This is a genomic window from Henriciella sp. (assembly GCF_029936995.1).
In the GTDB taxonomy this organism is placed as follows: Bacteria; Pseudomonadota; Alphaproteobacteria; order Caulobacterales; family Hyphomonadaceae; genus Henriciella.
Genome location: NZ_JAPYRE010000001.1, coordinates 457699 through 471445, shown reverse-complemented (window position 1 = coordinate 471445; position 13747 = coordinate 457699). Strand labels below are relative to the sequence as shown.

The 13747-nt window shown below is 60.2% G+C and carries 15 protein-coding genes; 10 read left to right on the top strand and 5 right to left on the bottom strand.

Features of this window, described 5'->3' with window-relative positions:
* The first annotated feature begins 49 nt into the window (after positions 1–49).
* Entirely contained in the window at positions 50–511 is a 462-nt protein-coding gene (locus tag Q1K31_RS02310; protein WP_300376280.1) for a nuclear transport factor 2 family protein, read from the top strand.
* Positions 512–521: 10 nt separating this feature from the next.
* Here the strand turns inward: Q1K31_RS02310 and Q1K31_RS02305 are convergent, their stop codons facing one another.
* A complete protein-coding gene (locus tag Q1K31_RS02305; protein WP_300376278.1) occupies positions 522–1010 on the bottom strand; it encodes a GatB/YqeY domain-containing protein in 489 nt (162 codons plus the stop codon).
* A 130-nt stretch (positions 1011–1140) separates the two neighbouring features.
* Here Q1K31_RS02305 and carA point away from each other — a divergent pair, with 130 nt between their 5' ends.
* Positions 1141–2316 carry a glutamine-hydrolyzing carbamoyl-phosphate synthase small subunit gene (gene carA, locus Q1K31_RS02300; protein WP_300376276.1) on the top strand — a complete coding sequence of 392 codons (1176 nt, stop codon included), beginning with the start codon at positions 1141–1143 and terminating at the stop codon, positions 2314–2316.
* 8 nt (positions 2317–2324) lie between these two features.
* Positions 2325–2975 carry a 2OG-Fe(II) oxygenase gene (locus Q1K31_RS02295; RefSeq protein WP_300376274.1) on the top strand — a complete coding sequence of 217 codons (651 nt, stop codon included), beginning with the start codon at positions 2325–2327 and terminating at the stop codon, positions 2973–2975.
* Here the strand turns inward: Q1K31_RS02295 and Q1K31_RS02290 are convergent.
* The 4 genes from Q1K31_RS02290 to Q1K31_RS02275 form a co-directional block, all read right to left on the bottom strand.
* Positions 2972–4021 (bottom strand): SPASM domain-containing protein, encoded by a 1050-nt coding sequence (locus Q1K31_RS02290; RefSeq protein ID WP_300376272.1) that lies wholly within the window; start codon positions 4019–4021, stop codon positions 2972–2974. The two genes, Q1K31_RS02295 and Q1K31_RS02290, sit on opposite strands and share 4 nt — an antisense overlap.
* 89 nt (positions 4022–4110) lie before the next feature.
* Positions 4111–4533 carry a DUF2141 domain-containing protein gene (locus Q1K31_RS02285; RefSeq protein ID WP_300376271.1) on the bottom strand — a complete coding sequence of 141 codons (423 nt, stop codon included), beginning with the start codon at positions 4531–4533 and terminating at the stop codon, positions 4111–4113.
* A gap of 173 nt (positions 4534–4706) precedes the next feature.
* On the bottom strand, positions 4707–6656 hold the full coding sequence (locus Q1K31_RS02280) for an alpha/beta fold hydrolase (RefSeq protein ID WP_300376269.1): 1950 nt from the start codon (positions 6654–6656) through the stop codon (positions 4707–4709).
* Positions 6657–6773: 117 nt separating this feature from the next.
* Positions 6774–7679, bottom strand: coding sequence for a M48 family metallopeptidase (locus tag Q1K31_RS02275; protein WP_300376267.1), 906 nt, complete (start codon positions 7677–7679; stop codon positions 6774–6776).
* A 170-nt stretch (positions 7680–7849) separates the two neighbouring features.
* Here Q1K31_RS02275 and Q1K31_RS02270 point away from each other — a divergent pair, with 170 nt between their 5' ends.
* The 7 genes from Q1K31_RS02270 to Q1K31_RS02240 all read left to right on the top strand — a co-directional run bounded on the left by Q1K31_RS02270 (position 7850) and on the right by Q1K31_RS02240 (position 13524).
* A complete protein-coding gene (locus Q1K31_RS02270) occupies positions 7850–8314 on the top strand; it encodes a GFA family protein (protein WP_300376265.1) in 465 nt (154 codons plus the stop codon).
* 40 nt (positions 8315–8354) lie between these two features.
* The gene (locus Q1K31_RS02265) at positions 8355–8882 is read left to right on the top strand and encodes a paraquat-inducible protein A (RefSeq protein WP_300376263.1); all 528 of its coding nucleotides are present in this window, start codon (positions 8355–8357) and stop codon (positions 8880–8882) included.
* A gap of 6 nt (positions 8883–8888) precedes the next feature.
* Positions 8889–9626 carry an MBL fold metallo-hydrolase gene (locus tag Q1K31_RS02260; RefSeq protein WP_300376261.1) on the top strand — a complete coding sequence of 246 codons (738 nt, stop codon included), beginning with the start codon at positions 8889–8891 and terminating at the stop codon, positions 9624–9626.
* A 79-nt stretch (positions 9627–9705) separates the two neighbouring features.
* A complete protein-coding gene (locus tag Q1K31_RS02255) occupies positions 9706–10104 on the top strand; it encodes a hypothetical protein (protein WP_300376259.1) in 399 nt (132 codons plus the stop codon).
* A gap of 121 nt (positions 10105–10225) precedes the next feature.
* The gene (locus tag Q1K31_RS02250) at positions 10226–11425 is read left to right on the top strand and encodes an acyl-CoA dehydrogenase family protein (RefSeq protein ID WP_300376257.1); all 1200 of its coding nucleotides are present in this window, start codon (positions 10226–10228) and stop codon (positions 11423–11425) included.
* 186 nt (positions 11426–11611) lie between these two features.
* The gene (locus Q1K31_RS02245; protein ID WP_300376255.1) at positions 11612–13069 is read left to right on the top strand and encodes a Tad domain-containing protein; all 1458 of its coding nucleotides are present in this window, start codon (positions 11612–11614) and stop codon (positions 13067–13069) included.
* A gap of 116 nt (positions 13070–13185) precedes the next feature.
* Positions 13186–13524, top strand: coding sequence for a glycine zipper family protein (locus Q1K31_RS02240; RefSeq protein WP_300376253.1), 339 nt, complete (start codon positions 13186–13188; stop codon positions 13522–13524).
* Positions 13525–13747 lie beyond the last annotated feature (223 nt).

The following is a 13747-nucleotide window of genomic DNA, read 5'->3' as shown; positions in this document are numbered from 1 at the left end:
CCAAACCTCGCCGTGATAAGAGAATATCCCGGCAAAAGGCAGACATGACATGAGACTTCCGACACTTCTGGCTTCCGTGGCCTTCCTGACCGCCTGCACCACCACAGCGCAGGCGGACACATCAGCTGACGCACGCGCCGCATTCGAGGCCTATGTCGAGGCGATCAACACATCCGACGCCGAAACAGCGGCCGGCTTTTACGACCGCGATCCGGACTTTCACTGGATCGAACAGGGCAAGCTCAGATACACGAATGCCGAAGAAGCAGCCGCCTCCATGCAGGGGCTGCTCTCCTATGGGGGCACCCCGCAGATGACCGTACGGAAAATCCTGGTGGCAGATACCTCGGATACATCCGCCCTCGTTACGGCGAATTTCGATTTCGCGATGATCGGTTCGGATGACGGGACCATGTTCCGCTTCGGCGGCTGGATGAGCGTTGCAATGACGCTGCGCGAGGATGGCTGGAAAATCGCCGCAGGGCAGTCAGGGCCGAACGGCGCAGACTAGGCCTGTTTACCTAGTGCAATGCGCGGCGAACGGCCTTGCCAGCTGTGCCCGTATCAATCTGGCCCGGATAACGGCTCTGGAGTTCCGCCATACACCGGCCAACATCCTTGAGCTTGCTTGCATCAAGATCGTCGACAACTTCCTCAACGGCATCCTCCAGGTTTTCCCCGGCGAGCGGACGCGGCAGGAACGCCTGGATAATCTCGATCTCTTCACGTTCGCGCTCGGCATCGCTGATGCGGCCCGATTCGTCATATTCGCGTGCCGAGACCTCACGCTGGGCAACCATCGTCTCCAGCAGCTTGCGGATTTCGGTATCCTCGCAACCTTCGCACTGGCCCTGTGTCCGAGCGATAACGTCGCGGTCACGCATGGCGCATTTCACAAGGCGGAAGGTGCGCGCACGCGTGCCTTCCGGGTCATCCTGCTCGGCCGACTGCAGGGCCGCCAGGATACGCTCGCGAATGGTTGTGGAGGAGTTACGCTCTGTTTGTCCCATATCTGGCACTCTTACATGGACCAGCCGCTTGACGGCTTGGTCGCTGCACGCCTATCTCGCGCCCGAAGGATGTCGTCGTTTCGTGACCGAAATCCTAATGGCGCCCGACAGGACGCGAGGAGATACGCCCATGGCCGATAAAAATCAACATGAATCACCATACACGGGCGCTATCGCCCTGTCAGATGGAACGGTCTTCCTGGGGACTGGTTCCGGCGCACCGGGCATTGCTGTTGGAGAATTGTGTTTCAATACCTCGATTACCGGCTACCAGGAAATTCTCACAGACCCGTCCTATGCCGGACAGGTCGTGCTGTTCACCTTCCCGCATGTCGGCAATGTCGGCGCCAATGCCGACGACCATGAAGAATCTTCCCCGCCTGCCGGAAAGGCTGCGACCGGCACGGTTTTCCGCGAACCGATCACCCCGCCTTCCAACTGGCGTGCGAATGACCATTTCGACGCCTGGCTCAACAAGAAGAACATCACTGCCGTTTCGGGTGTCGACACGCGTGCGCTGACCCGCTCCATCCGCGAGAACGGTATGCCGAAATGCGCCGTGGCGCATTCGCCTGAAGGCAAGATAGACGTCGAGGCGCTGATCGAGGCCGCCCGCGCATGGGAGGGGCTTGAAGCCGCCGACCTTGCGCTCGATGTCGTCGGCGATGCCGCCTATGACAATTCCGAGCGTCTCTGGGATCTCACCGCAGGCTTTGCCAATAATGACCAGACGGACTTCCACGTCGTCGTGCTCGACTATGGCGTGAAGAAGAATATCCTGCGCAATCTCGCCCATGTCGGTGCGCGCGCCACGATCGTGCGGGGCGATACCCCGTTTGACGAGATCATGAAGCTCGACCCGGACGGCATTGTGCTTTCCAACGGCCCGGGCGACCCGGCTGCCACAATCCAGCGTTGCGGCGACACGATCCGCCAGCTTATCGACTGCGGCAAACCGCTTCTCGGCATCTGCCTCGGCCACCAGCTGCTTGCGCTCTCGCTGGGCGCAAAGACCATGAAGATGCCGCAGGGCCATCACGGCGCAAACCATCCGATCAAGGACTTCGAGACCGGCAAGGTCGAGATCGTCTCGATGAACCACGGCTTCACGGTCGATACCGCCACGCTGCCCGAAGGCGTCGAGGAAAGCCACCGCTCGCTGTTTGACGGGACCAATTCGGGCCTCCGCGTTAGCGGCAAGCCGATTATTTCCGTCCAGCACCATCCGGAAGCGAGCCCGGGCCCGCAGGACAGCTTCTACCTGTTCGAACGCTTCGCCCGCTTCATGCGGGACCAGCGGAGCTGAGCGCCGCCATGACCGCGCCGGGTGAAAACCGCCTGAGCGCCATTGCCGACGATCTTGCGACAAAAGGCTGGAGCTGGCAGCCGGGCCTTCTCCCTGAAACACTCACGCATGCCCTGCGCGAGGAGCTTGTCGCGCGCGACGCTGAGGCCGACCTTGAAGCCGCAGGCATCGGGCGTGAAGGTGAGTTTCAGGTCGACCGCTCCATCCGGCGCACGCGCATTACGTGGTTTGACGGGACGACATCCGCCCAGAAGGACTTCCAGATATGGAGCGAGGGTCTGCGCGCCAGCCTCAACCGGGACCTGATGCTGGGCCTTTTCGATATGGAAGTGTGCTTTGCCGTCTATCCCCCTGGCGGCTTCTATGACCGTCATCTCGACAGTTTCGCCGGCGCACGCAACCGGGTCATTTCGCTTGTCGCCTACCTGAACGAAGACTGGGATGAAGCCCGTGGCGGCGCCCTTGCCGTCTGGAACGAAGGCGCTAGCGATGAGGATGCGCCAGTTGCTCGCATCATCCCTGAACCGGGCGGGGTCATGCTAATGCTCTCGGAAGCCATTCCACATGCTGTTGAAGTCACCCGCGAGAAACGCCTTGGCCTTGCCGGATGGTGGCGCGTCAACCAGTCCGGCATGGACCGGATCGACCCGCTGAGCTAGGCGGCCTGCTTCGCCTTCAGCCGTTCTTCCCGCAATCGCCGCAGCTGGGGTCCCAGCGTATGTTCGAAGAAGTGATCGCAGCCGATGCACATATTCTCGACCGTGCGTCCGGCCCCGTCCACATCGCTTGAGTCGGCGCGGAACGCGGCCCGGTCACCACCCATCGCTTCCGGATCGCCCTGGTTGATCGCCTGGATTGCGGGCAGTTCGGCGACACTTTCCAGAATGTCTTCAAGCCACTCCTCGGTCAGCTTGCCGAGCGGGGCCTTCGTCTTCAGGCAGCAGGGATAGACCGAGCCGTCCGGCTCAATCGCAACTTCCGAGCCCGCCTGTCCGAGATGCAGGAAGTTTTTACCGCCCGACCAGCGCGCGCAGAAATTCGTGTCATACCCGGCGTTTGTAAGCCCGTTCGACCAGGCCCGCCCACGTGGCCAGAGCTCACCAATCCAGAGGTCTTCCTGCGCTCCGAAGAACAGAAAGGTCGGCTGGTCAGGCTTTGGCGCCTGATCCTCTGGCATGTTGAGTTTCTTCGACTTGCCGCCGCCGATGTTGACTTCCAGCACATCACGCGAAGCCATGAGCTCGCGGATACGCGTCATGAAGCGGAACTTTTTCTCGCCGGTCATGCCGACATGATAATCGTCAATTGACGCAATGCCGAAACCATCCACCCCGCGTGCGAGACATTCATCCAGCAGCTCAGGTGTAAGGATATCGCCGGTTGTCTGGATCGAGATTTTCGGCGCCTTGTCGCCCCAGCGCGCCCTGATGGCATCCAGGGCCGGATAGAACAGCTCCTCGCGCACCCCGTCGATCAGGAGTTCGCCGCCTGCCAGGATCAGGGTCGAAGGATTACGCTTGCCCGTCTTGGGGTCGGCCCATGTCATGTCGTCGGGCAGGTTGGCGAGAATTTTCTCGTAAGACGTCTGCCCCTCCCCCACGACCTCTTGCAGGGCTTCGCGGACATAAGGGCGGAAGCGATCATCGTAACAGTGCTTGCACTTGCGATGGCAGGCCCAGGTGAGGACCCAGTAGATCGACTGCATGGCGCACCCTTCAAAACTGTACGTACACCTACAGTTAGGAGCCGCAGCCGGCCTCGTCGAGGCCGGTCACGGGAATGTCAGCCGCCTGGTTACTTCGGATAGTTGACGGTTTCGGTAATCGCCGTCCCCTCGGGGCCTACCGCAACCTTCACATCATCGAAAGTCGGCTGGCCACGCAGCCCGCTGGCATTGCTCATGCCCCAGCCTTCATCCGGCATTCCGTTCTCGGCCATGTCGAAATGGTTGTTATCATTCAGATCATGCCAGACTGACACCGAATATTCGCCCTCCGGCAGGTCGAACGTGAATGTGTGCGTTCCAGCCGCCGGGTCTTCGAGCTTTTCGCTGGCGACGCCCTCCCATTTCATGAACTGCTCTTCGGTCTGCACGCCGACATAGAGTGGAGCCCCACGGTCCTCCACGTCCGTCAGCGTGACGGTAAACGGCGCAGCGAGGGCCGGGCCTGCAAGGACTGCGGCTGCTGTGGCGAGGATGGATATACGATTGAACATTGCTGCCTCCTTAGATTGCAATGTACTTTGTATTACAAAGCTTACTAAGTCAGTCAAGAGAACTTTGATATACAAAGTTAATATGAGACCGTGCGAAGCTTGCCCCACCCCAAAAAAAAGAGGCGGCCCGGAATATCCGGACCGCCCTTCTCGATAAAACGTCGATAGCTGGCCTATTCGACCGTCTTGAGCCCGAGCACTTTCTGCATGAACAGGGTCTCGGACTCGCGCTGGAAGTCCCGGTTGGACTTCTTGCGGAAGCCGTGGCCCTCGTCCATGGCGAGCAGGAACCAGGCCTCTCCACCATTGCTGCGCACCTCTTCCAGAATCTGCTCGGCTTCTGAAGCGGGTACGCGCGGGTCATTCGCGCCCTGAATAATGAACAGTGGCTTGGTGATCGCATCCGCATTCTTCAGCGGCGAAATCTCCTCGAAGAAGGCCGCGATCTCGGGGTCGCGTTCATCGCCATATTCCGCCCGGCGCAGGTCACGGCGATAGCCCTTGGTGTTTTCCAGGAAAGTCCGGAAGTCGGAAATGCCGACAATGTCGACGCCACCGGCCAGGCGGTCATTGTAATCGACCATCGACGCCAGCACCATGTAACCGCCATACGAGCCACCATAGACCAGCACCCGGTCGCTATCGAGATCCTCCTGCGTCTCGATCCAGTCGAGCAGTGCACCGATATCCTCGACAGACTTCTTGCGGTTCAGCCCGTTATCGAGGCTGACATAAGTCTTGCCATAGCCTGACGAACCACGAACGTTCGGCACCACGACTGCCGCACCGAGTTCATTGACCCAGTACTGATAGGTCGATGAAAAATAGGGCCGCGACTGGCCTTCCGGCCCGCCATGGATCGAGATGATGACCGGATGCGGGCCTTCGCCCTCTGGCCTGTAGGCAAAGGCCGGAATGTCCATGTCATCATTGTTGGGATAATCGAAGAAGGTCGGTTCAGCGAAATTAGCGGTATCGAGCCCGCCTACCTCGGCTTCGGTCCAGCGTGTCAGCTCCAGCGTATCGACGTCAAAAGACCACGCATCCGCCGGGCTCGTCGCGCCGGTAAAGGTAAAGCCGACATTCTCGCCTTCCGGGTCGAAGACCAGCCCGCCGACAAGCCCGGTCGGCAGGTCTGGCCCGTCCGTGACCTCACCCGTTTCGAGATCGAGCATATGGATTGTGCCAAGCCCGCCTTCATTGACGGAGAAGGCCACATGATCCTCGTCTGGCGAGAGCGCATAGCCTTCCACGTCCCAGGAGATGTCATCGGTGTAGCTCGTCATCTCGCCCGTTTCCGGATCGAGGCGGACTAGGTTCTTGAACTCCGAGCCCTCATCGGTCGAGGTCAGGACAGAGCCATCGTCCAGCAGGTAGAGCCCGTTATAGGCGACATCGGCATCGGGATTGATCTCGGTGAAGACCCCGTTTTCCAGATCAAGCGTGAAGATACGGCTCTTCTGGATGGAGATGTACTGCTGGACGGCGACCTTGCTGCCATCGGCGGAGAAATCGACAGGGAAAAGCGCCCCTTCCCCTTCATGCGCGACACTTATGCTGGACGGCTCGGCCGGGTTGCCGGCCATGATGTCATAGTCCGGGTCGCCGTCGCGGGCCTTGAACCAGACCGCCTTGTCGCCCTGGTCGGCCCAGACAAGCGCGCCATTGCGCGTGCCCGGTTCGGTGAACTGCGTGACGCTGGCATCCTCGAGATCGTAGAGATAGCCCTGATAGAACTCGTCTCCTCCCGTATCCTTGGAGAACAGGAAGCTGCCGCCTTCGGGGTTCACATCGGCGCCATTGACCGGCTCGTCATAGAAAGTGATCTGGCGGCGCGCCGCCATCGGTTCGCGGACATGGTGGATCTGGTTGACTTCGCCGAACCGCGTCGAGACCAGCACACCTTCATCGGTCCAGTCCGCGAAACTGTGTGTGCGGACATTCGAATACTGGCGCAGGCGCTCGCTGACCTTCTCCGGAATTTCCGGAATGTTCTCCATGACGAGATTGCCCTCGGTCACGCGTTCGACCTCTTGCGATTCTCCTGTCTGCGCGCTGGCCGCACCGGTGAAAAGAAGCGCCGAAGCCGCGGAGGCGGCCAGGATGGATCGTCTGAAGGACATGGAAAACTCCCGTATGGATTCTTGTTTGTGGTGGCGTTAAGCAGCACCGGCTGGCGTCATGCCAACCATGAAAGAACTATAGGCTACGCAGGCTGAAGGTGAAGCCCGCAACCAGACCTAATCCAGCGCCCCGCAGCGAGCTTCATACTTCTCGATATATTCGGGCATCCATTCGCGGAAGTTTGCCGCGCGTGTGGCCGAAGCCGGATGCGTCGACAGCCATTCAGGCGGGCGCTGGCCGCCGCCGAGCTGGCCCATCCGCTCCCACAGGTCCGGTGCTTCGCGCGGGTCGTAGCAGGCCCGCACCAGCAGTTCGAGGCCAATCCTGTCAGCCTCTGTTTCATGCTTGCGTGAAAACGCCATCAGCCCGCCCTGCGCGGCCACACCCATGGCCTGCATCACCATTTGGCGCTGGCCAACATCCATGTCGCCAAGTCCGACGCCGACAGCCGCCACGCCCAGCTGGGCAAGCTGGCCCTGGCTCATCCGCTTGGCCCCGTGATGGGCAAGCGCATGGCCGATCTCATGGCCCATGACGACAGCCAGCTTGTCAGGATCATCAAGGTCACCCAGCGTCACTTCGCCATCGAAATTGCCGGTCACGTCCATGATGCCGGTATAGACCGCGACATAGCCCCCCGGCAGGCAGAAGGCATTCGGCTGGTCCGACTGGATAACATTATAGGTCCAGGCAAACTCCCGCGCGACAGGGGTGAAATCCCAGCCCTCCGCCCGCAGGTCATTCTCATAGTCTATGGCGGCCTGTTGCAAGCGCGCCCCGATTTCGCGGACCGTGGACACTGCTTCCTCGGCCGCATCGCTCTGGCAGCGCTCAAGGCAGAGGACATTGCCGCCTTCCTGCTGGAGAATCTGGACATAGGACTGCTCGCCGAGTGCGCGGGCATCAGAGACCGAGATTGCGTTGAACTCGCGCTCGCCCGAGAACGGGTTCACTTCCCTGTTGGAAAAATAATAGACCGCAAGCCCGGCCAGAGCGACGAGGATGATAACGCCGCGTCCCATCAACTACCTCCAGATAAAGCCCCGAATGGCTGTCCTCCGGTATTTAAGCATGAACGCGGCCGGTGGAAAGCACTGACAATGCGCAAACCCACCGCGCGTCAGTATGCCGTCTCGAGGTCGTCATGAGACGGTGCTGTAAACGCAGGAATGTGTCTGCACAGGAGACTTCAATGAAAGATCCCGACCTCCCCCTGGACGGCAGCTGCCGTTGTGGAAGTGTCCGTTTCCGCGTCACCGCCCCTCCGCTTGCGACCATGGCATGTCACTGCACAGGCTGCCAGAAAATGTCGGCGAGCGCATTTTCCGCCAGTGCCGCCTTTCCGGCAGACGGCTTCGAGCTGCTTGCCGGAGACCCGGTAATCGGCGGGCTCAAGGGCGAAACCCGGCACTATTTCTGCCAGGATTGCATGACCTGGCTGTACACCCGCCCGGAAGGCGTGGACTTCATGGTCAATATCCGCGCGACCATGCTGGACGACACAAGCTGGTTTGCACCTTTCATGGAGACATATCTCAGCGAGAAACTCGACTGGGCAGAGACGGGGGCACCGCATGGCTTCGAGCAATTTCCCACGATGGATGACATCGAACGTCTCACACCAGCCTTCAATACCGCCATGGGACGCAGTGGCTGAGCGTTGACAGGGGGAGCAAGAGCCGCTGAAGGTCACACCGATGACTGACACCCCCTCCCCCGATGAGGCCGCCCCCTCGAAAGACAGCCGCATGCCCGGCAAGATCATCGACGTTCTGGCCGAATGGTCGCTCTATATCTCGGCGGCTCTCATCATCATGGGCATCTCCCAGCCTTCCATCATGAAGCCCAACACGATCGGGCTGCAGATCGAGTACAATCTCTGGGGCGTGGTGCGCACGCTCTTTGAATTCGACCTCGTCTTCATGGGGCTGGTGGTGATCTTCTTCTCCGGCATCTTCCCGATGGCAAAGACGCTGGTCGCCGCGATCATCTTCCGGCGCGGCGCGCCCCCCAGCCCGAAGCTCGCCATGTGGCTGAACCTGCTCGCCAAATGGTCGATGCTGGATGTTTTCCTCGCCGCGCTGCTCATCGGCCTGTCGCAGACCATGGCCTATGTCGGCTTCTACCCCCGCATCGGGCTCTACTATTTCACCGTCGGCGTGCTGTTGAACAACCTCGCCACCTTCCGTCTGTCCTTTTCACGCTGGAAATCATCTCCTAAATAGAGCCCCATGACAGACCAACAGCCGAACAAGCCGAAGCTCGAAATCCGCGTCATCCCGACGACGCCGCTGCAGCAGAACACCTCCCTCATCTGGTCCATCGAGTCCAAGGAGGGCGTCTTCGTCGATCCCGGCGGGGACATCGACAAGCTGATGGGTGCCGCCGAGGAGTTCGGCGTGAAAATCGTCGGGGTCTGGCTCACCCATGGCCATATGGACCATGCCGGCGCCGCCAAGGCCGTGAAGGACCGCACCGGCTGCGAGATCATCGGCCCGCACAAGGATGACCAGTGGCTGCTCGACATGGTCGAGGAGTCCGGCAAGCGCTTCGGCATTACCGATGGCCAGAACGTCACCCCTGACCGCTATCTCGATGATGGCGACGAGCTCGAGCTCGACGGCGTCAAGTTCGGCGTCGCCCACTGCCCCGGCCACACGCCCGGCCATGTCGTGATCTATAACAGCCCGGCCCATCTCGCCTTTGTCGGCGATGTGCTGTTCCGCGGCTCTGTCGGGCGCACCGATTTTCCGCGCGGCAACCAGCAGCAGCTGGTCGACTCGATCACCGGCAAGCTCTGGCCGCTCGGCACGGACATGCGCTTCATCCCCGGCCACGGCCCGATGAGCACCTTCGGCCAGGAACGCCAGGACAATCCGTTCGTGGCGGATGCCGTGACGGGGTATGGCGGCGCGGCTACGCAAGAGGCCAACAAGATCGATCAGAAGCTCGCGAAGCGGTATAGCTAGAGAGCCGTAATCAGTAGCGATTTTTCTCGCAAAGCACACCAAACGCACTTATCTTCTACCTGAAGGAGATAAGTGCAGCATGTACGGCCCTGACGAAAACCTGACGCCTGAAGAAGAAAAGCGTCTCGCATCCATCCGCTATATTCTTCGCCGCCGGGGGCGTGCGAACAAACAACGCTCCAACTCAGGCGCACCTGTGAAGAGTTGGGCCGAGTACAGCGAAGTCAATTTCACACCCGACGGCGACAGCTCCTACTGGAAATATGCCAGCGCAGCCATCATCCTTGTCTTGCTGGTCGCCCTTCCTTTCGGATTTTCGGCGCACGATCCTGAAGCATGGCACCAAATGCCAATCTGGCTGAATGTAATTGTGGTCGTCGTTGGTCTCATACTTCTGGCAGGCGCGCTGGCATTCGTGATCGTGGTGGCCGCAGCCTGCTGGCGCGGACTTTCAGCCTTGCTGAAGCTCGACCGCTAGTTCTAATGCGAGCCCTCCCCCTGAGCGAAGACGGACCACGCTTACCATGAGGCTGCTTCAATAATGATCTGACCTTGGGTCATACCTGACGCGCGCGGCGTCTCGCGTTACCCTGTCTGTCATGGACCTCAAGACCGATCCCGCCCTTGAAGGCTTTCGCGCGCAGGTGCGGGCCTTCTTCGCCAATGACTTTCCAAAAGACATCCTCGAGAAGACGCGCCGCGGCGCGTCGCTCACCACGGAGGAAGTCCGCAAGTCCGAACAGGCACTGGGCGACAAGGGCTGGCTGGCTGCTGCCTGGCCGCGCGAGCATGGCGGGCCCGGCTGGTCGCTGGAAGAGCAGTATATCTTCGACGAGGAGCTGGAGCGCGCTGGTGTCCCGACTGTGACGCCTATGGGCGTCGTATATGTCGGCCCGATCATCTACACCTTCGGCACCGATGAGCAGAAGAGCCGCTGGCTACCCGGCATCCGAGAGGGCCGCGAAGGCTGGGCGCAGGGCTATTCCGAGCCCGAGGCTGGCTCAGACCTCGCCTCGCTGCAATTCTCCGCCGTGCGCGAGGGCGACGAGTATGTGCTCAACGGCACCAAGATCTGGACCTCGGCGGCCCAGCACGCCGACTGGATCTTCTGCCTCGCGCGCACCGACAGTTCAGGCAAGAATCAGGAAGGCATCAGCTTCATCATCTCCGAGATGGACCGGCCGGGCGTCACCGTGACCCCGATCATCACCATCGACGGCAAGCACGCGCTGAACCAGGTGCATTTCGAGAATGTCCGCGTGCCGGTAGACTATCTCATCGGCGAGGAAGGCAAGGGCTGGACCTATTCGCAGTACCTGCTCGGCCATGAACGCACTTCGTATGCGCGCATCGGCGGCAAGCGCAAACAGCTGCGCCACCTGCGCGAGATCGCGAATGCCGTGCCGACCGGGGGCAATTCGCGCCTCATCGACGACCCGGCCTTCGCCCGCAAGCTCGCCGATGCCGACCTGGCTGTCGACTCGCTGGAAATGACGGTGCTGCGCGTGCTGTCAGCGGTGAAGGATGGCGGCGCCCCCGGCAAGGAAGCCTCCATCGTCAAGGTGCTGGCCACTACGGCCGCCCAGCAGATCACGACGCTTTATCTTGATGCGGCCGGTCTCAACGCTGAGCGCGGCTTTGCAGACTCTGTCAGTCCCGACTGGCTGGCCAGTGACCAGTCAGCCGCCTTTGCTGCGCCGGGCATTGCGACCTATCTCGGTACGCGGGCCCAATCAATTTATGGCGGGACGAATGAAATCCAGCGAAATATCATCGCCAAGCGCGTGCTGGGGCTTTGAGCTTAACATAGGTTAAGCCTTCCAGCCCTACACCCTTTATTTTCAGACGTTTTTTGACTTTATCGGTAAAATTAAACCAATCTCGCTAGTGAGGGTTTTATATATTTCTGGGACAAGAAATATGTGATTGTCTCATTTGCTCCTTCCTGGCTTGCCCGTTTCCGGTCATCCGAAGATGGCAGCACTATGCCAATCTTTGCGATCAGCCTCCTGGCGATCCTGGCCCTGGTCGGCGCGACCATTGCGCTTGGTATGGATACGCGCTCGGGCAACCAGTTGCAGCATTCAGCAGATAGCGCGGCCCTTGGCGGGGCGACGGCCTTCCTGAACCACAAGTCGCCACGCGCCGAGGACAGGCTCAAGGCGGCACAGATCCAGGCCCGGGAACTCGCCAACAGGAACTCCGACTACGCACTTGTCGATCTCGTCATCGACGCCCTCACCGAAGACGCCTATGGCCAGCACACCGAGATAGAGGTCGAACTCGAAGCCCAGCCGGTCAACTTCTTCTCGCGCTTTACCGGAGAAAGAACGACGGCCGAAATGCGCCGCAGAGCCGTTGCGGCTGCGACATGGGGTTTCCCGCTCTGTCTTCTATCTCTCAGTGAGGCACGCGAAGCCGGTTTCGCGATCAAGCACAGGGCGGACTTTGCCGCCAAGGGTTGTATCGTCTGGTCAAACTCGGACTACCACAAGTCCATGGAGTTCAGGGGCGGCAAATCAGAAGCGAAATATTTCTGTACGGCCGGCCAGTCAAAGCGCAATTTCCAGGCTAATGTCAGCCCACAGCCGACTGACGGATGTGAACCGATCCCCGATCCCATGGCAAAGTGGCGCCCGCCCGTCGAGGGCATGTGCGAACCCGATCCGGACTTCGAGCCGCCACTGAGTATCATCCGTGCTGTCGAACGCCTGACCAAGAAAAAGAACAAGACGAAGAACAAAGGTCGGGATGACGATGACGACGATGATGATGACGACGACGATGACGATGATGATGACGAAGGCGGCAACAGTTACGGCAACGACAAAAACTGCGGCGCCGGCAAGGACAAGCAGTATTGCGACCAGCCTGACCATGCAGGCACTGGCGAGGGCCTGACCGATTTCGACCTGCTCGCCCTGACCGACAATCTCGACAGTCTTCTCTATTCACTCGACCGCCAGTACGACATTCCCACCGATACGCTGTCGCCGGGCACCTATTTCATCAAGGATGCCCCGATGACCATCACCCGCAAGGCCACTGTCACGGCCGAAGGTGTGACCATCATCTTCACCGGCCCGAACGCCTATCTTCGTGTCAGCGATGCAGCCCGCCTCGACCTGACCGCACCAAAGCATGGCAATCTAGCCGGGATCGCCATCGCAGAACGTCGCAATACAAGCGTGGATGGCAGGCCGGTCGTCAGCCGTCTCACAGGCGCTGGCGCCATGTCGATCATCGGGCTTATCTATATCCCGACACAGAATTTCTTTATCAGCGGTGCCGGGGCGGGCGACCAGTCTTCCCCCCTGCTCCAGATTGTCGCCAACCGCATCGCCATGCGTGACATCGGCAAGCTGAACATCGACTTCAAACCCGGCAAGACCGATATTCCCATGGTCATCCAGCCGGAACGCCACGCGCGGCTTATCGAGTAAGTTCGAGGGCGGTCATGAACTGCCCTGAAATCGTCACCGAAATTACACAGTGTGCCGGGAACCCTTGTCTGGGGGTGGCGTTGATCTGCCACTTAACACAAAGAGGGAGCTATCCCATGAACATTCTGATCAAAACCACCGCCGTAGCAGCCACCGGCCTCATGCTCGCAGCATGTACCCAGTCTGGCTATACCGAGCGCAATGCTGCCGTTGGCGCAGGTCTCGGTGCCGCAGCCGGCGCTGTTGTCGGCAACAACACAGGCGACGGCGATGCCGGCAGAGGTGCCGCTATCGGTGCAGCCCTCGGTGGTGCAGCTGGCGCAGCCAAAGGTTGTACGGAAGCCGCAGACTGCGACACGCCTGGCGTGCGTGACCAGCCTGACGAAAAGGATAGCGATGGCGACGGCTATGTCGATGCCAATGACCGTTATCCCTACGACCCGCGTAGCTGGTAATAACACCCCTGAATATCCTGCCTGACCCCTCCCCCCTCCAATGGCAGGTTTTGCCCCCGCTTCCTCATGGATGCGGGGGTTATTCATGTCGGGTACATAAGTTTCCGGGGCATTCTCTTGCGTGTCTGCCAGCCCTCTTCCCTTGGGGGTTTATGCGGTTATCCCTGTTACGCTAGAAAGACTCTACAGTTTTGCGGTCGGTTGGCCTTGCCCATCCCTGCGA

Bases quoted from the DNA above. Each gene is read 5' to 3' on its own strand.
- Q1K31_RS02265 (WP_300376263.1), top strand. From the start codon at position 8,355: ATGACTGACACCCCCTCCCCCGATGAGGCCGCCCCCTCGAAAGACAGC.
- Q1K31_RS02305 (WP_300376278.1), bottom strand. From the start codon at position 1,010: ATGGGACAAACAGAGCGTAACTCCTCCACAACCATTCGCGAGCGTATC.
- Q1K31_RS02275 (WP_300376267.1), bottom strand. From the start codon at position 7,679: ATGGGACGCGGCGTTATCATCCTCGTCGCTCTGGCCGGGCTTGCGGTC.
- Q1K31_RS02285 (WP_300376271.1), bottom strand. From the start codon at position 4,533: ATGTTCAATCGTATATCCATCCTCGCCACAGCAGCCGCAGTCCTTGCA.
- Q1K31_RS02255 (WP_300376259.1), top strand. From the start codon at position 9,706: ATGTACGGCCCTGACGAAAACCTGACGCCTGAAGAAGAAAAGCGTCTC.
- Q1K31_RS02280 (WP_300376269.1), bottom strand. From the start codon at position 6,656: ATGTCCTTCAGACGATCCATCCTGGCCGCCTCCGCGGCTTCGGCGCTT.
- carA (WP_300376276.1), top strand. From the start codon at position 1,141: ATGGCCGATAAAAATCAACATGAATCACCATACACGGGCGCTATCGCC.
- Q1K31_RS02250 (WP_300376257.1), top strand. From the start codon at position 10,226: ATGGACCTCAAGACCGATCCCGCCCTTGAAGGCTTTCGCGCGCAGGTG.
- Q1K31_RS02260 (WP_300376261.1), top strand. From the start codon at position 8,889: ATGACAGACCAACAGCCGAACAAGCCGAAGCTCGAAATCCGCGTCATC.
- Q1K31_RS02270 (WP_300376265.1), top strand. From the start codon at position 7,850: ATGAAAGATCCCGACCTCCCCCTGGACGGCAGCTGCCGTTGTGGAAGT.
- Q1K31_RS02310 (WP_300376280.1), top strand. From the start codon at position 50: ATGAGACTTCCGACACTTCTGGCTTCCGTGGCCTTCCTGACCGCCTGC.
- Q1K31_RS02240 (WP_300376253.1), top strand. From the start codon at position 13,186: ATGAACATTCTGATCAAAACCACCGCCGTAGCAGCCACCGGCCTCATG.
- Q1K31_RS02295 (WP_300376274.1), top strand. From the start codon at position 2,325: ATGACCGCGCCGGGTGAAAACCGCCTGAGCGCCATTGCCGACGATCTT.
- Q1K31_RS02290 (WP_300376272.1), bottom strand. From the start codon at position 4,021: ATGCAGTCGATCTACTGGGTCCTCACCTGGGCCTGCCATCGCAAGTGC.
- Q1K31_RS02245 (WP_300376255.1), top strand. From the start codon at position 11,612: ATGCCAATCTTTGCGATCAGCCTCCTGGCGATCCTGGCCCTGGTCGGC.